At 57.8% G+C, this 19,907-nt stretch carries 13 protein-coding genes and 3 pseudogenes; all 16 read left to right on the plus strand.

Translation table 11 applies throughout. From position 1 onward, the window contains the following. The first annotated feature begins 1,146 nt into the window (after positions 1-1,146). The 16 genes and pseudogenes from NKJ58_RS30800 (at position 1,147) to NKJ58_RS30865 (ending at position 19,839) form a co-directional block, all read left to right on the plus strand. Positions 1,147-1,809, plus strand: a complete 663-nt coding sequence (locus NKJ58_RS30800; protein ID WP_352854645.1) for a D-alanine--D-alanine ligase family protein — start codon at positions 1,147-1,149, stop codon at positions 1,807-1,809. A gap of 455 nt (positions 1,810-2,264) precedes the next feature. Next, on the plus strand, positions 2,265-2,561 hold the full coding sequence (tnpB, locus tag NKJ58_RS30805; RefSeq protein WP_352854646.1) for an IS66 family insertion sequence element accessory protein TnpB: 297 nt from the start codon (positions 2,265-2,267) through the stop codon (positions 2,559-2,561). A gap of 103 nt (positions 2,562-2,664) precedes the next feature. Then, a pseudogene (gene tnpC, locus NKJ58_RS30810) lies at positions 2,665-3,711 on the plus strand (IS66 family transposase); the annotation flags it as partial. Positions 3,712-3,960: 249 nt separating this feature from the next. Next, positions 3,961-5,190 (plus strand): ATP-grasp domain-containing protein, encoded by a 1,230-nt coding sequence (locus NKJ58_RS30815; RefSeq protein ID WP_352854648.1) that lies wholly within the window; start codon positions 3,961-3,963, stop codon positions 5,188-5,190. Between the two features lie 506 nt (positions 5,191-5,696). Further along, the gene (locus NKJ58_RS30820) at positions 5,697-6,431 is read left to right on the plus strand and encodes an aspartate/glutamate racemase family protein (protein WP_352854650.1); all 735 of its coding nucleotides are present in this window, start codon (positions 5,697-5,699) and stop codon (positions 6,429-6,431) included. Positions 6,432-6,792: 361 nt separating this feature from the next. Then, entirely contained in the window at positions 6,793-7,962 is a 1,170-nt protein-coding gene (locus tag NKJ58_RS30825) for a M24 family metallopeptidase (RefSeq protein ID WP_352854651.1), read from the plus strand. A 41-nt stretch (positions 7,963-8,003) separates the two neighbouring features. Next, positions 8,004-8,148: pseudogene (locus NKJ58_RS30830) on the plus strand (IS3 family transposase); the annotation flags it as partial. A gap of 370 nt (positions 8,149-8,518) precedes the next feature. Then, positions 8,519-9,120, plus strand: a pseudogene (locus tag NKJ58_RS30835) (transposase); the annotation flags it as partial. 664 nt (positions 9,121-9,784) lie between these two features. Continuing rightward, a complete protein-coding gene (locus tag NKJ58_RS30840; RefSeq protein ID WP_352854652.1) occupies positions 9,785-11,182 on the plus strand; it encodes an amidase in 1,398 nt (465 codons plus the stop codon). A gap of 374 nt (positions 11,183-11,556) precedes the next feature. Then, positions 11,557-12,549 carry a serine hydrolase gene (locus tag NKJ58_RS30845; RefSeq protein ID WP_352854653.1) on the plus strand — a complete coding sequence of 331 codons (993 nt, stop codon included), beginning with the start codon at positions 11,557-11,559 and terminating at the stop codon, positions 12,547-12,549. 1,767 nt (positions 12,550-14,316) lie between these two features. Continuing rightward, complete coding sequence (locus tag NKJ58_RS31595) at positions 14,317-15,399, plus strand: transposase (protein WP_502902362.1); 1,083 nt, start codon at positions 14,317-14,319, stop codon at positions 15,397-15,399. After that, entirely contained in the window at positions 15,396-15,575 is a 180-nt protein-coding gene (locus NKJ58_RS31600) for a hypothetical protein (protein WP_502902363.1), read from the plus strand. Before NKJ58_RS31595 ends, NKJ58_RS31600 begins: the two co-directional genes overlap by 4 nt. Positions 15,576-15,668: 93 nt before the next feature. Then, positions 15,669-15,875 carry a transposase gene (locus tag NKJ58_RS31605; protein WP_502902364.1) on the plus strand — a complete coding sequence of 69 codons (207 nt, stop codon included), beginning with the start codon at positions 15,669-15,671 and terminating at the stop codon, positions 15,873-15,875. A 484-nt stretch (positions 15,876-16,359) separates the two neighbouring features. After that, on the plus strand, positions 16,360-17,361 hold the full coding sequence (locus tag NKJ58_RS30855) for a succinylglutamate desuccinylase/aspartoacylase family protein (protein ID WP_352854654.1): 1,002 nt from the start codon (positions 16,360-16,362) through the stop codon (positions 17,359-17,361). A 71-nt stretch (positions 17,362-17,432) separates the two neighbouring features. After that, positions 17,433-18,704 carry a methylaspartate ammonia-lyase gene (locus tag NKJ58_RS30860; RefSeq protein WP_352854662.1) on the plus strand — a complete coding sequence of 424 codons (1,272 nt, stop codon included), beginning with the start codon at positions 17,433-17,435 and terminating at the stop codon, positions 18,702-18,704. Further along, positions 18,688-19,839, plus strand: a complete 1,152-nt coding sequence (locus NKJ58_RS30865; RefSeq protein ID WP_352854655.1) for a CaiB/BaiF CoA transferase family protein — start codon at positions 18,688-18,690, stop codon at positions 19,837-19,839. Before NKJ58_RS30860 ends, NKJ58_RS30865 begins: the two co-directional genes overlap by 17 nt. Positions 19,840-19,907 lie beyond the last annotated feature (68 nt).

The raw sequence follows: 19,907 nt of genomic DNA on the forward strand, positions 1-19,907 counted from the left end.
CTCTGTCGTCGTGGCGCTCCCATGAAGAACCTGGCCCATAGCGCATCCTTTGATTCGGACGAAAAGTATGCGCCATCAAAGCCTGGGATCAAACATCTAGTCGATCTCGCATAGCGGTGAGCGTGCGCCGGATTATGCCGCGAGCCGGCCCCTCGGCCAGTCCATGGCGCAGCAGTCGGCTACGTGTCGCCTCCATGACGAGTGGCAGCGAACGCGTCGGCTGGTTGTCGATGCCCGAACCGGAACAGATACGCAGGACCCCGGTTCGAACCGCCGGCCCACCGTACATCGAGAGCGGCAAGCTCAACCGCAGGAGTCCAGCGCGGGCGATCGCGCTCGTGGGGGAAGGGCGGCAACCGAGACCCTCGTCCCTGATTTCGAAAAGAGCGCGTGGCCGGGGTCTCGGCCGAGCACAAAACCGGTTGGTTGCTCCTGTTGAAATGTCAGAACGTGGTCCATGTTGGTTCGATGCTCGACATTGACAACTGTCGGTATGTAGAGTCGGCGACATGGGGTTTATGGGCGATTTTCTTCTACTCTTTTGTTAAGGGGTTGAAAACATCCAAATTTTCTCTCTAGTGCCCTGTTGGCACAATTTTCGCGTCCTTCGTTGTAGGCAGCGGGAGCTAGCGTCGGGCATTCATGTCGCGGGTTGCGATCGCTTGAAGGAACGAAAGCGACATGGCAGGGCAGCACCACGGTCGTCTTAAGCCAAGAAGCGCTCTTTCAGGCCCCGGTCCTGGCCAACCTTAGCCCATTATACTGTGCGGGATTCCGGCAGAGGGTGCCTAGTACAAGCTTCCATTCAAGAAGGATGACAATATGCGGTCCGCTAAACTACTTTCCACCGCCCGAGAAATACTATCAAAGACGCATCTGGTTATTCTTGCGGGTGGCTCATCAACAGAGCGCATAGGCTCTCTTAAAACTAGTGATGCAATATTGCCGCCACTTCAGAAACTTTGCTGTTCAGTTGAAGTTGTAGACTCTAATGATCTAGATTATTTAATACGCGCCGTCCGCCAATGCGACTTCGTGCTAAACGTTTTATATGGAGCAGGAGGCGAAGACGGCACGATGCAGGGGTTCCTTGACATCCTACGCGTTCCCTACTCCGGGCCGTCAACTTTGCCCTCGGCAATCGGGATGAACAAAGAGATCTTTGTCTCATTACTTCGAGATTTAGGCTATCCAGTCCCACACGGCTGCTTAGTAGCAGCCCTGGGAGATCCTGGGTCCTGGCCGCGGGAGCTGCAGCAATCGCTGGTGCTGGTCCTGAAACCGATTAACGAGGGCAACAGTTTTGGAGTCAAGATGCTCGACGGCCAGGCTGCAGCCGCGGAGGCAATTGCCCAAATCGAACCTGCTGACCGCCGCAGATGGCGCCTTGAAGAATTCATCGACGGGCCATTCGGTACCGTAGCCATCTTTCAAGTTGGCTCTGAGCTTATTACAGGCGATGCAGTGCTATTCGACCTTCCAGACGGCTGGCGCTTCTACGATGACCGGCTGAAGTCGAAGTTGACCGATCAACGTGCCACCCCCAGGACACTCCATGGAGGGGGGGCACATCGTATTCGCGACGACGCAGTCAGGCTTTATAGGCAGCTGAACTGCAAAGGGCTTGTGCGCTTCGACTTTATCTACAACGATCGCGCCCCCGTCTATCTGGAGACTAACACCATCCCGGGACTGTATCCTGGCAGCAATGCGGCACTCTCCTTCCAATCGCAGTTCTCGTTCGAAGATCTCCTAACACTGAGCACTGCTGCGCAAATTCCCGGGGAGCTAAAATGGGAACAATGTTAAGAGAGTATCCAACACACTGCAGCAGCGCTCGTCAGCCAAGACACGAAATAGGCCGAAAACGCGGGGCCACTTCAGCCCGGGTGGCGGGAAAGCAGCATCGTGGTTGGGCGGGGAGAAACACAGAAGTTCGACCTCGGGGATCCTAACATGCCGGGGTCGACCACTAACCCGGGTGGCAATTGTCGGCAGCTTATTGCCGCCGGCCGATGGGCGAGGCAGCGATATCGAACTCCATGTTAGTGCCGGCGGTGGTGATGACAGCGCCTCCGAAGGTCTTCCGCGAAGCATCGGCCACAGCCAAGAAAGCGGGGGCTGGCTCGAGACGCTGGTGTGATCGAGCTCGAGATCGACGGCATCGCAGTGCGGGCCGGGTCGTGGGGCGGATTCGAGACGGTTGCAGCGGTTATCCGTGCGCTGAGGCAACGTCGTGATCGGCAAAAGGAGCGGTCAAGGTCATGGTGGCCACGGAAGCGGGTCGACTTCCGCAAGGAGCGCAAGGTCTGGCAGCGCTCGTGCGTGAGGCGATGGTCTACGTGTTCCGGGCCAAGCGGCCCGACCGGGTCAAGCTCGTCTACTTCGATACGGGCGTATGCTTGCTCGCCAAACGGCTGAAACATGGCAAGTTCAGCTGGCCGGCCTTACCTATGGTGTCGTGCAACCTATGGTGTCGTGCAACTGACGGCGGCACAGTTGCAGGCACTCCTGGAAGGCCTCGACTGGCGGCCGGTGCACGAAACGCGGGAGATGCGTGAGCTGACCTCCGCATTATTACCAAATCATCGGAATCCATCCTTGAATCTGCTTCCTGACTGGCGCGACCGCTGCCCTACCCGACGTCCTCATGCGCTTCAGACGATGCTTCTGGCCGCGCGTGCGGAGAATGAGCCGCCAAATCTCAGTTGCAACGTTATCGCTTCGGGCGAAGGACGGAGAGCCTGCCCCAGGACCAGCTTCTTCTGGGCCTGGAGAAGCCGAGCAGGTAGAGGCGGAGGGCTCCGCCAGCGCGGAAGTCGCGGACCCCTCAAAGCGTGTTGCCATGGCTCGCAAGCGTCGCGCCAACCGCGGGTCGTTGCCCGCCTATCTAATCGACATCGCCGACAAGATCTGCCCGTGCTGCCAAGCAAGCCGGATGTTATGGGCAGGACGTCTCCGAGCGTCTCGACATCGTGCCCGCCCAGTTCTGGGTGATTGTCACCCGTCGGCGGGGGTATGCGTGTCGGGCCTGCGAAGAGGTGGTTGTTCAGGCGCCAGCGCCGCACGTCTGGTCGAGGGCGGCATTCCTACAGCGGCCACGGTGGCTTCTGGGGTCGAAGTTTGCCGACCACCTTCCCCTATATCGTCAGGCCCAGGTCTACGCTCGCCAGGGCGTCATCTCGACCGTTCGACACTCGCCGACTGGGTGGGCAAGACAGCTTTTCTGCTTCGCGCTTTGCATGAGCGGCTGTTCGAGCGGCTGAAGGTTTCAGACAAACTCTTCGCGGACGAGACCACTGCGCCTGTGCCTGATCCGGGCCGGGGGCGGACCAAAAACGGGGGCAGTTGTTCGCCTCTGCTCGAGAGGCCGACCCTGGGGCGGAATGGACCTACCCGGCGTCGCCTATCTCTACGCTCCGAACCGCAAGGTGGAACATCCGATCCGGCATCTTCAGGGCTTTCGGAACCCGCACGTCGACGGATACGCGGGTTACAAGGCATTGGTCAAACGCAACGCCGTGAGCTTGGCCTTTTGCTGGTCGCATGTGCAGATCCGCTTTTATCAGCTCGCGCAGTCCGGCGCCGCGCGATCGCGACGGATATCCGCGTTTGTTTCGCCGACAACCCCGCGCGGTCCGGCAGGAGAGAAGCCGTCCCGCCATCAATGCCCTTGAGCCGTGGCTTAGGCAGCAACTCACCCTTCACTCGCTTCTCTGCTCGCGGTCAGCGCTTGGGCTGTCTCATGTTGGAGCTTCGGGGCAGAAGATGGGGCTCACGGCAAACATGCTCGGCCAATCCGGATCACCACTGAGGGATCCCGTAGATTTAGCATAGTAGCAAATCCTTCAAGTAAATTTACAGGATCTTTGCAACCGCGAATCGCCGACGGTAGTACAAGGCCAGGGGCGGATTTATGCTGAAACCGCCGTACGTCAAGCAACGTTAGGAGCACGGCTAATGGCAACAAGAGCGCTCATCCTGGTTGAAGGCAATACATACGGCACCGGTCTGCTATACGTCCAGGCGGCCCAGCGTCTTGGTCTTCATCCAATCACCTTGTCGGCTGATCCATCTCAGTACGATTATCTTGCGGCCGAAAACACTGAGGCAATCCGTGTCGACACAGGTAATCTCGATGCGCTCGTCCGTGAATGTTGCCGGCTGCGCGCGGCCTACGATATTGCTGGGATTACATGCGCCAGAGAGGCGTTCTATGCGACTGTTGGCAAGCTCTGCCGGCATTTCGATCTACCGGGCCCGAACCCCGCATCTATCGAACGATGCTGCGACAAATTCATTCAACGTCAGCTCCTCCAGGAGGCCGGCGTTCCAGTGCCAGCTTATAGCGTAGCGGCGAATGCATTGGAGGTAGAAAGCTCTGCCGCGGAGATCGGTCTGCCGGTGGTTCTTAAGCCCGCGGTAGGCAACGGCAGCTACGGCGTCCGATTGTGCCGCGATGTCGATGAGCTAGCCGAACACACGACCTATCTGTTGGGCGGGAAGCACATATGGCGGTCTTCGCCGAGGATTCTTGTCGAACAATTCGTACAAGGCCCCTATTATTGCGCTCATATGATGGGAAAAGATGTCATTGGCATTGAGTCCGGCGACTTCGGTCCCCCACCCCATTTCGTCTTTGCTGGGACCATCTTTCCAGCCACGCTGACCGACGAAGAGGAGAAACGCATTGCCGATGTTTCGCTGAGCTGTTTGGAAGCTCTCGGCCTTGGCTGGGGGCCAACGAACGCTGAACTGCGATGGACGAAGCGCGGCCCGGTTGTCATTGAAGTCAATCCGCGTCTTACTGGCGGTCCTCAGCCAATTCAGCTGGCTTACGGCATCGATCTAATCGCTGAGCACATCAAACTTGTCATCGGCGACGAATGGAACCTGCGCAGAAGGCGCTCACACGTGGCGGCCTCGCGGTCCCTACTTCCTGATCGCGATGGCGTCCTCGATTGGATTGATGGCGACAGGCGCGCGGCTGCTCTGCAAGGTGTGGCCGAGGTCAAATTGTATGCTCAACCTAAGACGACAATCGTCAGGAAAAACGATTACCGAGATTCATTGGGGTATGTCATCGCCGCTTCGCCCAATCTTGCTCAGACCGAGGCGATCCTTCAGCGTGCCGTCGACTTAATAGAGTGGGCGATGACTCCGTTTCCGAGCCTTGGGGAAAAGGAATAGTCTCGGCACTTATCTGCCCGCAGCGGCATGGCCGAATTGGCCGACGAGAAGCGGTGGCAGCGTCGTGCTTTAATAGTGCGGCAGTGGGCCACTGCTTTATGGTGGGCCTGTCGAAGTTCATTTGAGCGGCGGTAGGGCAGCAGAAGCCGGCACCGTGGACCACATGGGGCACTCCAGCCAAGTAGGCCCATCTCACTTCAAGATGAAGACTATATACAAACCGCATTTGACGAGAGCTGATGAATGATCTTGTATCTTGTAGAGGTAAGGGCCAGTCGGCCCCAAGAAACGTTGGCTTATCCGATGGGCAGCTGGTGGGAAATCGTTTGCCACGTATCCGCGTTCGGCAATAAGTCCAAGGAGTCACTACATGCCAGTAGCGTGACATCGTCATGCCAGTAACGTGACATCGTCGTCTTTGTCGACCGGCCAGTCGCCCACTCACGCGCTCTGTCGCGAGTTGCTACTAAGGGCGCAAATAAGGCTAAGTAAAAGGAGCTTCGTCCATGTCATCGCAGACCTCAAGCTCGCTCGGAATCCTGCAGCTCGAATGTAGGCTGCCGATCGAGGCGTTACCATCGGTAACCGGCGTGACCGGCTCGATCCAACAGCCTACAACCTTCGATTTTCCTGTCGTTATGGAGACGGTTCCCGGAGCTTGGGCCGATGACGTCATCTGTGGCGATCCGGCGCTGGAATCGGGCTGCGTTACAGCCGCCCGCCGGGCAGTCGAGAGAGGCGCCGTCGTAATAACGTCGGATTGCGGCTTCTTTATCCGCCATCAAGAAGCGGTGGCCGCGTCGGTGAATGTACCCGTGGTTATGTCGAGCCTGCTTTTAGTTCCGACATTGCTCCGCCAACTGCCACGGGCCGCCAAACTCGCCGTCGTAACCGCCGACTCGAGGCATTGTACCCATGATCTGCTCGGCCTCGCCGGCCCGGCGGAGCGCTCAAGGGTAGCTATCGGCGGGATTGAGGACGGCGAGTGGTTTCGTAACGTGATGACGTACTGGTCAAGAGACGAGAGGAAGGCTGCCGCTCCGCCGATCAGGGAGTCCGATCTTAAGGCAGATGTCGCCGCCTGCGTGATGCGGATGCGTGCCGCACATCCGGAAATCGCCGCGGTGCTGTTTGAGTGTACGGGGTTTCCGGCGGTAGGGTCGGCCATCCGACGCATTACAGGGTTGCCCACCTACGACGTCGAGACTCTCTACCGGATGACGCTCGCGTCCGTCGCCTGAGGCCATCGCCATGGTAGGAGTACTGTCGTTGTGGCTCGGCAGCTCCTAATACCCCAGACGAGCTGTTGATTATTTCGAGTGCCGGCAAGGCCGAGTCCAGCAAGGGCCTGTCGAAGTTCAATTGAGCGGCGCTAGGGCAGCAGAGCCGGCACCTAGACCACATCGTCATTTCAGCCAAGTAGGCCCATCTCACTTCAAGATGAAGACTATATACAAATCGCATTTGACGAAGGCTGATGAATTATCTTGTATCTTGTAGAGATAAGGGTCAGTCGGCCCCGTTGGTTTATCCGATGGGCAGCTGGTGGGCAAATCGTTAGCCAAGTATCCGCGTTCGGTAGTAAGCCAAGGGAGTCATCATATGCCAGTAGTTAAAGGTCCGCAGGTATTCCCGCGCTGGGAATATCTGCGCAGGCTCGCTGCGGTGAAGGCGAGGATGGCTGAGCGTGAGACCGTCGCAGCCGTCATCACTGACAACGCACATATTACATACCTAACGGGATCGGTCGCTCACTCTTATGACACGCGCGCCGTCGTCGTCCTTGCCTCGCGGGAAGAGCCGGTCTTTATTCTACGCTGGATGGACATTGCCGCGGCTGTGCAGGAGACCTTCATAGATCGTGACAGCATAATTGGATACTCGGAAGAGCTGATGGGCGATCCGGACAACAACGGTTACGACGCGGTGATTGACTTTTTGTTGGAGCAGGGACTGGGGCAGGGTAGCATTGGGCTCGAGCTGTGCAACTTGACGGTTGACTCGGCTGAAAAGTTCAAAGGCCGTTTGCTGCAAGCACGCATCCACGACTTCTCGCACGTGGTGACCCGCATTCGCACCCTCAAGTCCGACCTCGAGATTGCTGTCATGCGTGAGGCAGCCGCGATTTCCGACGCTGGTGTGCTCACCGCGGCGGAAGTCATGCGCCCGGGCATGCGGGAGGCAGACGCCATCGCCGAAATTGTGGGAACGCTCGCCCGGGGAGCGAACGGCAAACCTGGGACTTGGATCGCAACTCCGTTCCTGTGCGCCACATCGCGCATTGGGAACCCGCACACCACCTGGAGCGAGGATACCCTGCGGGAGGGTTCCCAGGTCAATCTTGAGATCGCCGGCGTACGGCATGACTACCACGCCCCGATCTGCCGGACCTATTCCCTTGGCAAACCGTCCGACCGCCTGTTGCGCATCCATGAAGCGCAGCTTGCCGGCCTCGAGGCGGGGCTGAATGTAATCCGTGCGGGCGCGATCAGCGGCGAAGTCGCCAGAATCATTCACAAAACGACAGAAAAGCACGGATTCAAGAAGCAGTCGCGGGCCGGGTACTCCATCGGCATCGATTGGATGGAAAAGACGACCAGTCTTAAGCTGGGCGATACAACGGTCCTCGAGCCGAACATGACCTTCCACCTGCATCTTGGGTCCTGGGTCGAGGAAGATTTCGGCTACGTGCTTAGCGAAAGCATTCGAATCACCGAAACCGGCGTCGAGGTTCTCACAAAGGCGCCGCGGCAACTCTTCATGTTGGACTGAATCTCGTCCCCGGACCGCGAGCGTTGCGCGGCGCACCCTGCTGGAAGGCGAAGTATGGTGGATGGACGTGTCCGACGCCATGTTCTGGAGGATGAGTACGCAAAACTGAAGAAGCTGCTGGCCGACCAGATGCTGGAAGCGACGGCGCTGAAGGAGCTTCTGTCAAAAGAATGTATGGTCCGCCCCGTCCGGGCCAAGGGTTCGCGACGTTGCAAATGGTGACACCAGAGCATAGATGTACGGACCTCTCGCGAGTGGGCTGCCATTGCAACCGGGCCACGATGAGACCCAAGCCCGCTTTTTTGCACCGGCTTACGGCATGCTGATCCACTGTTTCGTCATCACTATTCCCGAGCCTGCAATCGAAACAGGGGCGTCAGGCGATTAAGACCGCTGCGTGGAAGCGCTGCAGGCTTGGTCAGCACAGCCAGACAAAACGCGCCATCCTGGCGGCAAGTGCGACAACGGCCTTGTTCGGGTGCATCCGGCTCTGAAGAGCATCAACTATATCGGCGACCACTCCTGAATTATAGTGCGCACGAGGCGCCTGTTGAGTTTGAACGAAATGCCTTCAATCGAGAACGTAGTGCGGGCGATCCTGCGCGAGGCCGGCGTCAAGCTGGGCTTGCCGTTGCGCAGCCCGTTTGCCGGCCGCGTGCGTGAGTTGACGGGCGCTGACGCCGAGGTGATGGTGACGGTCGAGCCGCTGCTTGCAATCTGTCATGTTGGGAGAGTTCGCCCGCCTGACGAAGCAGGTTCTTGACAACGTGCACAATGAAGAAGTCTGCCGGCGGCCGAAGAGCGCGCCGGGCATCGGCCGATAACCGCGCTCGCCTTCCGCCGCCTGAGCGTTTGATTTGTCGGCGGGCGGTGGGGCGCATCTGGGACTGACGCCGGCGCGCTACCAGTCCGGCGAGGCCGACGTTCAGGGGAAGGCCAGCCGACGCGGCGACGAACTCGCCCGCACCGCCCTCTATGCGGCCGCCACATGCTGCAGGTGCGCTCGAGAAGTGGTCGAGCCTCAGAGCATGGGCATGAACATCGCCAGGCGGCGCGGCGTGGCACGAGGTCGCGTGGCGGTAGCGCGAGCTGGCGGTCATCCTGTATCGCATGTGGGCCGAGGCAAGCGGATTCCGCTGTGTAAAACAGCCTGTTGAACCGAGGCCGATCAAGGAACAAGCAACACGAACAAAGCCTTCGCCCGAAAGGGCGATGCCTGGATCGTTCCGTAGGGCGATGGGCGAGGCGATCTCGTTGAGAGTCCGCCTGCCGGCAAAAACTCGGTCGTGAAACAGATTGGGACGCCGCGCTCTCCTGACCCCATCGTGCGGCGGCCAGAGCGCCGACCGAAAGAGAAGCGAGTGCCCTGCGGGACCAGATTGCAGGAATACCTTGACCTAAACGATCCCAATCAGAGAAGTCTCTTACAGCTTCAAGCGCCATCCTCTACATGAATCCTGGTGTCATCCAAAAGAAAGCAACACTGGCCAAGAATCAACAGCCGGCACTTAGACATTCGTGCTATCTCAATTTCAGATGACTCAAATCATGAAACTGTATTTGACATCGTCTTGGTCTGCAACGATTGTGGGCCTCCTTTAGATGATATCTGCCCTAATCTTTCGCAGAAATGTCAATCGATGACGATTGGAGCCTCGGCCGTTTCTGTTATGTCGTATGGCGCGGGCTGAGCAGCCGTCACAGACAGACAAGGTTGAAAGGATTTAGCTGTATGAGACTAGGCGAATACGTAGAGTGCGATGCAACCGGTTTGGCCTCTCTCGTACACGCGGGCGAAGTTTCGCCCTTGGAATTAACGCGGTTGGCTCGCGAGGCGCACGACAAGGTAAATCCGCATATCAATGCCGTTATCGAATTCTATGAAGATGCTGAGACCGTTCAAGGCGCGAATGGAGGGATTTTCCATGGCGTGCCATTCCTTCGTAAGGATTCTGGAGCTTCTGAAGCGGGCCGCTTACAAGAAAATGGAAGCCGTTTATTCAAAGGCTTGCGTCCCGATATCGACAGTTATTTTTTTCGGCGCGCCCGAGAGGCCGGGCTTCGGACTTTAGGAAGGACAACAACACCCGAGTTCGGGTCCACCATCATGACGGAATCCATTCTCAATGGCATCACCCGGAATCCATGGGATTTGCGGTGCTCTGCGGGAGGCTCCTCCGGAGGAGCCGCAGCGGCGGTGGCTGCAGGCATCACTCCTATTGCCCACGGGAGCGACGGCGGTGGCTCAATTCGCATCCCTGCGTCTTGGTGCGGTCTTGTCGGGCTGAACCCTTCCCGAGGACGTGTTTCCGCAGGGCCGAAGTATCAAGATGGTAATGGCGCTAGCCGCACATTTGTTCTCTGTCGAACAGTCCGCGACATGGCCGCCGCGCTGGACGCTTTTTCCGGTTCTTATCCCGGCGATCCCTTCATCATCGTTCAACCGGACCGTCCCTATACGGCAGAACTCTCACAGCCCACAGGTCGTCTGCGAGTAGGGGTCGCGAGATCGAGTTGGGGCGCTATCAATCTTGATCCGGAAGTGCTGCGCGTAGTCGACGCGACAGCAACGCTCCTGGAGGAGATGGGGCACGCGGTGCAAGACATTGACCCACCATATGAGCCAACAGAGTACCGCAGAACATACTTCGATCCCACAAGCGCGAGCATGCTCGAAGAAGCAGCACGGGCCATGGGGCGCATAATCAGCTCAGAGACCTTGGAACCTGTCACGCTAAAACTGTACGAGTTTAGCCGTAATTTGCCTCTTTCCCGAGCGGCGGACGTACAGGAGGCTTGTCGTAGAATACGTCTGAGGCTGGGTGAGGCGATCCATGGCTTCGACATTTTGCTGACCCCTACAATGCCAATGGTGGCCGTGCCGCACGGAGGCGTCTTTTCTGCAACGGATCCGACAGTATCTGCCGAGGGATATGTGGAAGCGGCTACGGCGAGCTGTCAATACACTGAAGTATTCAATTTTACGGGACAACCTTCGGTGTCCTTGCCGTTGTCACAAAGCGCGACCGGCCTGCCGATCGGAATTCAGGTCGTAAGTCGTTTTGGTGACGAGGGTACGCTGGTGCGGATCGCAAGAGATCTGGAGGAAGCCCTACCGTGGCGGCATCGGAGACCAACGATTTGGGCGGGGGAGGGCGCCGCAACGCTTTCCGACGGTCTAGGAAACTGTGCAAACGACGAATATGAAGGCTCTCGGTGAATCACTTGACCGACGCCACCACTTTCTCGCTGGAGTAATTGCCCACGCGGTCTAGCTCTCTTTCCCGCTTGCGCACGTCGATGATATGCTAGCGGCGCGCGGCGCAATTCCGACGGCGCAAATTTGGGCTTCCCTGTTCAACGCGCCGCTAGCCTCAACCGCCATGGAAGAATGCGCCGATGACGGCTGAAGCCCGAGATCATCGAGCGATTCATTGAAACGATTGATGTCGGGGGCCGGCCGGCCTTCGCTGATCCGTGCCACCTGGGAATGCAAACTTACCTAACCGGACTACAAGGTAGGCGACTGCCGCTGAACGTGAAATGATCGCATCGGACCGACCAAGGCCGCCAGAATTTGGGAGTACCATCACGTTGGCTTACAACACTTCGGACGTCTATCTCGACCCACTCGGGCAGGAACTCTGCCGCATTGCTGAAGCCTCACGTGCTGTTGTGGGCGTTGCGCTCCGTCATATCGAGACCGACCGCAGTCTTTCCATTAATGGTAAAATGCTATTTCCCATGGCCAGCACGGCAAAAATCGGCCTCGCTACGCACATCCTAACTCTCGTCGATCAGGACATCTTGAGCCTAAATCAGCTTATAACGTTGACGGAACAAGACATTTACACTCCCCAAGGCGGGCCGATCGAGATATTTTTCCGGCCAGGCTCCACGTTAACTCTTGGCGATTTGTTAACGATGACGCTAGTGGCAAGTGACAATAATGCGACAGACATATTGTATCGTATAGGAGGGGGATCCGCTGCGGTCAAGGCAACCCTCCGGTCTCTTGGACTGCCCAGCTTACAGCCCGGCATGCCTACATGGATGTCGATCTCTAGTATTTATGGGCATGACACAGTCTCGGAGAGTGACCCTATATCCCCAAACGAGTTCCGCGAATTTTTCGCAGCTAGGGACACCGCCAAAAATGATGGCGAGAATGCTCGGATCAGATCTGCGGAAAACAGCTTGACGCTGCGGGACTCGGCAACTCCGGTGAATATGGCTGACTTAGTAACTAAACTTTGGAGCGGCGAACTTCTAGGTCCTTCGACCACCAAATTTGCCTTGGATCGTATGCTTCTTTGCATCACTGGGCAAAATAGTATCAAAGGAATGCTGCCAGTTGGGACACGCGTCGCGCACAAGACTGGATCACTGGAAATCGCTGTCAATGACGTGGGCGTTGTTGAACTTCCAGGACGAACTGGTCACCTGGTAGTAGCGGTGTTCACAAAGGATTCGTATGAACCGTCTCTAGAAAAAAGAGAGGCTGTGATCGCTCAGATCTCCCGTGCAGCTTACGATTTCTTCCTATTCTCAGCCTCAGCACTCCCAAAGAATGCGACACATCAATGAGTTGTATAATCGCCGGTTACGTCCGGTTTGCACGCTATCGATATTCCTTACGTCCGCAAGTAAGCTAGTCTCGAGCCATGAGATGTTGCAGATGAACATAAGCATGAGCGATTACTTCGGCACTCAAGTGTCAATTCTCCGTGCTGATTTCGGCGTTCTTCGCCGGATCCAATCCGATTGTGTTAACCGCAACATAGACGCCTCCGTTCAAGGGATGATTAACGACGCCGCTTTCGCACAGCGATGCCGTGAGGGGCGTTCACCCGATCAACTATGCGACTCATTAAACTGCGCTGGTGAGGTCATGGCTGGCGCGACGGCCGCACTACCAGTCCACTTCACGCCACATCCTGGATCAACCAGGTCGAACGCTGGTTTGCCGAACTCACTCGAACCATCTGCAAGCCTTTCTCGCTAACTGCGCAACAGGTCCTCTTTGGTGCCCTAGGCATGGCGCGTAGCGCGGTGACTGGCCCTGCTTGGACCGCTTGTGGTTCAGGCGCTTCGGGGGGTGGAAGTCCCCTGCGGGCGGGAACCGCCAGCCGAACATCAAGGTCGTCGCCGCGAGGCGAGGTCTGAAGGAGGTGTTGGCAAAGCTTCGGCCTGACGAACAGGAAGCGCATGAGGCGACGTGACTCGGGCGATCGAGCAAAGACCTGAAGCCTAAAGTGATCCGGACGCGTAGCGGCCTATATGCGACAGGTGGATGACGCGAAGGTGCGGTGTCTTACCCTGGAGGTCGGTCGGCCCTGCCCCGGGTGACGGGTGTGCACGCAACTTCTCTTCCCGGCCGCGCTCCAACGACCGTGCCACCAACGGCGCAAGGGGTCGCCCCTGCCGCGTCTCCCTCGCTGCGCGCCGTCGCCAGCCCGCCCGTCATCAATCCAGCTTGGGCGACGCACTCCAAGGAGCCTCTGGCGTTGAGCGAGTCCGGCCGCCAAGCAGCTTCAAAGCCGGGGCAACACCTGCCTGGCATCTGGCACGCCCTTCCGTTACATGGTCAAAGCGAAGGGCCTGCGGGTCATCATTCGCGACGTGGGCCTCGCATCTTAGCGCTCCAAGGCCAGGTCTGGTTCAAGATTCTGTGGCAGACGGGAGCAACCAGCGAGAATGCCCTCCAGAGGCGGGTCCACACCTAAGGCGACTACATCGATCTTCAGCAAGTGCGGAGCAGACTGATCGAGCTCAACGCCGCGAGCAAATGGACAGGAACACCGCAGCGGCGCTGAACGTGGGAGGCTTTTGCTGCACGCGGCTGCGGGCGAGAATGTCTGGCTTCCGCGAACACCCTTGGGGGCATCCCCACCGTCAAGATCAACGACGAGCGCCGATCTGCGGATTCCGACGATTGATCTCCCTCGAAATGCCGCAAGGATTCGCGAAAAAAACTCGCGATCTAGCTGTTGGTGCCAGACCTTCTGCTCCAGTTCCCTGATTCGGCGCCTAGCCTTGGTCAGTGCCTTTTCCTGAGGTGCCGTCACATCTACTGCATCTGCAGCTGGCCCCATTGATTCCTGCTGTCCTGACCGGCCGGTCGCGCCGACGTTGAGCCTGAGTTGATCACGCCAATCGTAAGGTCGTTGCCGACTGATACCAACTTCATCTGCCAACTTGCTCACGGTTTCGCCCGCTCCATGCGCCGGAGAAACTCCTTGCGGGGGAACTGTCCGCGTTTTTCCTTGTCTCAGTCTGGGGGTGCAATCCAAAGGTCCGGTTTCGTCTCAGAATCACTGTCCGGAATCATTGAATACTCACCGATCTCGATCGATGGCCAGCCGGAACCTACTCGGTTCAGGGACGCGGCCGCCCTGGGCATCAGACCACCACAAACTGTGTTCGACTATCTCGCATGCGCGTCGCTCGAGAGGCGCCAGCTACGAAGGGGAAGCCGTAGCAGACATCGAACTGTCGGATGACCAAATCAACACCTCGCACGACTCGCACGCACCAAGCGATATCCAGGAGCCTGTCCAGATAGTCACTGGTCAACTATTGACGAGTCTGATTCAATCTTGGGCTATGAGCAAGTATTTTCGGCCCTGGAATATCGATCAGACGCTGCTTCTTCCAGCGAGCGTGCATGACTTCGTACCGCCAGGCCATGTCTCGCGGTTCATCGTTGAACTGGTGCGTGAGAGCCTTGATCTCAAGGAGATCACGGGCAGCTATGTGAGCGGGCTTGGGCAGCCGCCGTTCGACCCGCCGATGATGGTGGCGCTTCTGCTGCACGGTTATGCGAGCGGGCTGTATTCGTCGCGGCGGATCGCCAGGGCCTGCCGCGAACGGAATGATTTTGTGATGATCGTGGCGCTCGATCCGCCGGATTTCCGGACGATCAGCGACTTCCGCAAGCGGCATTTGAAGGCGCTCGAGGCGCTGTTCGTGCAGGTTCTGAAGCTGTGTGAGACGGCAGGATTGGTCAAACTCGGCCATGTCGCGCTGGATGGCACGAAGATCAAGGCGAACGCGTCGAAACACAAGGCGATGAGTTATGAGCGCATGAAGAAGCGCGAGCTGGAATTGAAAGCCGAAGTCGCTCGCATGCTGGCGGCGGCCGAGGCCGCGGATGCCGAGGAGGACGTGACTTTCGGCAAGGAGAAGCGCGGCGACGAGATGCCGGATTGGGCCGGCGACAAGCAGAAGCGGCTGGCCAAGATCCAGCAGGCGATGGCGTCGCTGGAAGCCGAGGCCAAGCTGGCGGCGCAAGAAGAGCGCCGGATCGAGGCCGAAAAAGAAGAGCAGCGCCAGGCCGCAGCCACAAGAAGCCTGGCAAACCGGCGGCGGCGCCATCAGAGGAGCCCGATCCCAAGGCGCAACGCAACTTCACTGATGCGGAAAGCCGCATCATGAAGTCGAAGGATGGCTTCGTGCAGGCCTATAATGCCCAGGCTGCCGTGGATGCCCATGGCCAGATCATTGTCGCGCACGACCTGACGCAGTGCGGCAGGAAATCCGCCGGCGCACCTATGTCGTGCGCATCTTCCCGAACGCCGAAAGCTGGTGCTCGCACAGATCATCCATGTTGATATAGCGGTTGGCCTCCATCCAGTTTTCGTTGGTTTCGACGGCCAGCGCCCTGACCAGGCGCAGGCAAAGAAGCTCGCTCTACGCCAAGCCGCATGACCAGTTTCATGATCGCCCATTTTGCAGAACTTGACGCACACAACCGAAAGCAAGTGGTGGAACCAGTGTTCGGACAGATCAAACAGGCACGTGGCTTCCGCCAATTCCTATTGCGGGGCGTTGAAAAAGTGCGTGCCGAATGGGCAATGATCTGCACCGCCCATAACCTCCTCAAGCTGTTCACCCTCGCAAAGCCCGCCTGAGCCGGCTATCGTGCAACAAATGCCCGTAGCAATGACCTATCTGGACGGGCTCCTAGAGACCGGAAAGAAACAGCTTCCGTTTGGAAAACAATCTCATGTTCCCTGTCAAGGTTGAAGGCAAGAAGGCTCGCCTGCTTGGCAGGTTTGCGAAGCAGTCGGATCGGCTGAAGCTGCACAGGGCTGGGGGTGGAGCTCAGAGACGAGGTTGATCAGACTCTCATCCGCGGGTTGGGTGCCGGCCTTCCGTGTCTTCGTCTCGGGGCTGTCCTCGGTCTAGAGGGCGGCAGTGGTTTAAACCGGGCGTCTTTTAGTTCCACAAGCCAGGCGGCCCGCCATCTAAAAATGCGATGGGGCCGGTCCGGACATTATATTGGCAAAGTGAACACAGTATGGCGCATACTTGCACAGCGGCGGGGTCGCATATTAGCGACCCTTGCTGTAAAAACCGGCGCATGCCTCCTGATTACTCGGAATACGTTAACCGATGAACGAAGTACCACACCTCGACTTCGATATAGAGGCCCACGGCATCAGCAGGGGGCATCTTATTGTTCCCAAAGGTGCCGACTGTGACCCTCTTGCGCTGCCGATCTTCAGTCTCAATCAAGGAGAGGGACCGCGCCTGCTTGTCACCGGCGGAAATCATGGCAATGAGTTGGAGGGACCAATTCTCGCGCGACGGCTCATCAAATGGCTCCCAGAAGCGCAAACCTGTGGAAGGGTCATCGTCCTGCCGGTGCTTAATCCATTGGCCGTGCAGGCCTGGAGTCGCAATACTCCTCTCGACGGGTTGAATCTCAATCGCGTGTTTCCGGGTCGCGCCGACGGCTCAGTGACTGAACGCATCGCGGATGCAGTTTCGCGCGTATTGTTGCCAATGGCCGACACAGTATTTGATCTGCACAGCTTCGGACCAACGTGGTATTTCCCACCGGCCGCCGTGACGCACCCCATTGCCAATCCCGATCTCATGGCCAGGACGGTGAGAATGGCGGAAGCTTTCAGACTGCCCGTGACATTGGTCTGGCAACACGACGATACGGCTGGAATGTTTGATGTCACGGCCCAAAATCAGGGCAAGGTATTTGTTTGCACTGAATTCGGCGGGGGCACGGTCGGCGCGGACAATCTAGCGATCTACGAGGCTGGACTACGCAACGCACTCATGGCGCTCGGGCTGGTCGAGGGCAAGGCCGAGTATCCAACGTTCCGACATCGGAGCTTCGGCCAAACACTTGAAACCCATCCATCTGACGAGCTGAAATCGCCTGCATCAGGCATCTTCGAACCTCGCTGCTCGGTGATGGATGAAGTGAAGGAGGGAGATCTCATAGGTATCCTGCATCCGATGGATTCGCTGTCCTCGGAGGACATCGATATTCGAGCGCCTGGAACATCCACCGTCTTGGCCATAAGTTCGGGGGTACATGTTGACGCCAACACAGCGGTAGCGTTCGTTGCACGACCACTGAAAGTTAGGCAGTAGATGCACATCACCAGCCTACATGCCAGTGCCGGAACGAATTTAGTCACCTCAGGATGAATCGAGTGACCCAAGTGCAGATCAAGGATGTCCTGTTAGCGCCTGGCAACGGCGCATTCTTCTATGACGATCAGGCTTCCATTAGATCGGGCGCGACCCAGGACGGCTTCATCTATGTCGGCGAACCGACAACGCCTGGATTCAATTCCATTCGCATTCCAGCATCTTCGCTTGGCATCGGGTTGGTCTTCGCCGACGAAACCGTCGTTTGGGGCGACATGATGAACGTGCAGTACTCTGGTGCTGGCGGTCGCGATCCTGTGTTTGAAACCGCTGAAATATCGAATTTGACGTCGCGCGTTGTGACGCCACGGCTTCTTGATGCTGACGCTTCTTGTTACCTTGATGCCTGCGCGACGGTTCTCGAGCCTTTCGAACAAAAGCGGCTACCTCTTGCGATTGAGTATGGCGTGAGTCAGGCGCTCCTTCGTGCGGCGGCTCATATTCAACGCACGACAATGGCGGAGATCATATGCAGTGAATTTGATCTGCCGCTGCCGACGCGCAGTGTGCCAATTTATTGCCAAAGTGGCGACGCTCGCGAAATCAATGTAGATAAGATGATCCTGAAAGGCGTGGATGTGCTTCCCCACGGCCTGATCAACTCGCGGCAGAAATTCGGCGTCGATGGCCAGACCTTCATGGAGTTCGTGAAGTGGGTTGCAACGCGTACGCGTCAAATCGGCCGCCCGGGGTATCATCCGGTGCTGCACTTCGATGTATACGGCTGGATCGGCCAGGAAATCGGCTTGGAGCCGCAACGCATCGCCGACTTCATCTGCAGAGTTGCAGATACCGTCCCGGATTTCACGCTAAACATCGAGTCCCCGGCGGATTTTGGTTCGACGAAAGCCCAAATCGAAAACTACGCCAAGATCGTATCGATGTTGGACGACCGGGGTTCCAGCGCGCGGATCGTCGTGGATGAGAGATGCAATACGCTTGAAGATATTCGGCTGTTCGTCGAAGCGAAGGCCACGCATCTCGTCCAGATCAAGACGCCCGATGTGGGCTCAATTGCCGACACAGCGCGCGCCGTTCTTTTCTGCAAGGAAAACAAGGTCGGAGCGTATGTCGGGGGAAGCTGTACCGAGACAGATCTCTCCGCCCAAGCTTCCGTCCACGTATCGATGGCAACCCAGGCCGACATGATGCTTGCAAAGCCCGGCATGGGTGTCGACGAGGCATTCTCCATCGTTGGGAACGAACAAAGCCGGTTGCTTGCGATGCTGAACCGTCGTCGAGCTAGAACCGAAAACGTTGTGTCGCATGCAGAACTCTCTTGAGGGGATCACTGTCGTAACCGTGGAGCAGGCCGTCGCCGCGCCTTACGCATCTTCCCGTCTTGCCGACGCCGGCGCCCGTATCATCAAGGTCGAGAGGCCCGAAGGGGATTTTGCCAGAAGCTACGACAAGTTGGTGCGGGGGCAGAGCGCTTACTTCGTCTGGCTCAACCGGGGCAAGGAGTCGGTTTGTCTGGACCTGAGGCTGGAGATGGATCGTGAGGTCCTCGACACGCTCATTGCCAATGCTGACGTCTTTATCCAGAATCTGAAGCCAGGCAGCATCGAAAAACTGGGTTTCGCGTCTGCTGATCTCCGCCGGCGTTTTCCGCGGCTGATCACCTGCGACATCTCTGGTTTCGGGGAGAAAGGGCCGTATTCCCATTTGAAAGCTTATGATCTCATCGTCCAGGCTGAAACAGGTCTATGCGCTATCACCGGCAACCAGCAGGGGCCCGCACGTGTAGGGGTCTCGGTCTGCGATATCGCGGCGGGCATGACAGCGCACAGCGCCATTCTTCAGGCACTGTATCACCGCGAGGTCACCGGACAAGGAACAGGCATCCAGGTGTCACTGTTCGATGCCGTCGCGGACTGGATGAACGTGCCGGTTCTGCAAAATGACTACAGCGGTTACCACACGGTACGCGCGGGTGTGAAACACCCGTCGCTGGCGCCATACGGCGCATATCGTTGCGCCGACGGCAAAGAGGTCATCTTTTCGGTTCAGAATGACCGCGAATGGGTGAATTTTTGCGAGAAGTTTCTGAAGCAGCCGGGGCTTACACGTACACCTGGTTTTGCTGACAATATGGAGCGCCTCGGTCACCGTGCGCAACTTGATCAGGTCATTGAACGGCGGTTTTCTGAACTTTCCTGCCACGAAGCAATGCAGGAGCTTCAGGCGGCCGGCCTGGCATATGGCCGACTCAACGAAGTGTTGGATGTCTCAAGGCATCCACACGTTCGCAGGGTTGAGGTTGGCACACCCGAAGGAACGGTCGAGACAATAGCGCCAGCGGCGATCTTCAACTCGGAGCGCCCCTCGCTACGGCCAGTTCCGGCTCTTGGTGCTCATACCGACGCTGTTCGCGAGGAGGTTCTGGGGCTTATGCGGGACAAAGCAGCCTCAGCGTGAGTGCGCGTCTAGCTAATATGTGTGCGCTCACGATTTACACAGAGCCTGCGGACTTCGATCTCAGAGTT

The sequence above is a fragment of the Mesorhizobium sp. M0139 genome (assembly GCF_040322455.1).
Taxonomy (GTDB): domain Bacteria; phylum Pseudomonadota; class Alphaproteobacteria; order Rhizobiales; family Rhizobiaceae; genus Mesorhizobium.

Bases quoted from the DNA above. Each gene is read 5' to 3' on its own strand.
- NKJ58_RS30800 (WP_352854645.1), top strand. From the start codon at position 1,147: ATGAACAAAGAGATCTTTGTCTCATTACTTCGAGATTTAGGCTATCCA.
- tnpB (WP_352854646.1), top strand. From the start codon at position 2,265: ATGGTGGCCACGGAAGCGGGTCGACTTCCGCAAGGAGCGCAAGGTCTG.
- NKJ58_RS30815 (WP_352854648.1), top strand. From the start codon at position 3,961: ATGGCAACAAGAGCGCTCATCCTGGTTGAAGGCAATACATACGGCACC.
- NKJ58_RS30820 (WP_352854650.1), top strand. From the start codon at position 5,697: ATGTCATCGCAGACCTCAAGCTCGCTCGGAATCCTGCAGCTCGAATGT.
- NKJ58_RS30825 (WP_352854651.1), top strand. From the start codon at position 6,793: ATGCCAGTAGTTAAAGGTCCGCAGGTATTCCCGCGCTGGGAATATCTG.
- NKJ58_RS31595 (WP_502902362.1), top strand. From the start codon at position 14,317: ATGGCCAGCCGGAACCTACTCGGTTCAGGGACGCGGCCGCCCTGGGCA.
- NKJ58_RS31600 (WP_502902363.1), top strand. From the start codon at position 15,396: ATGAAGTCGAAGGATGGCTTCGTGCAGGCCTATAATGCCCAGGCTGCC.
- NKJ58_RS31605 (WP_502902364.1), top strand. From the start codon at position 15,669: ATGACCAGTTTCATGATCGCCCATTTTGCAGAACTTGACGCACACAAC.
- NKJ58_RS30855 (WP_352854654.1), top strand. From the start codon at position 16,360: ATGAACGAAGTACCACACCTCGACTTCGATATAGAGGCCCACGGCATC.
- NKJ58_RS30865 (WP_352854655.1), top strand. From the start codon at position 18,688: ATGCAGAACTCTCTTGAGGGGATCACTGTCGTAACCGTGGAGCAGGCC.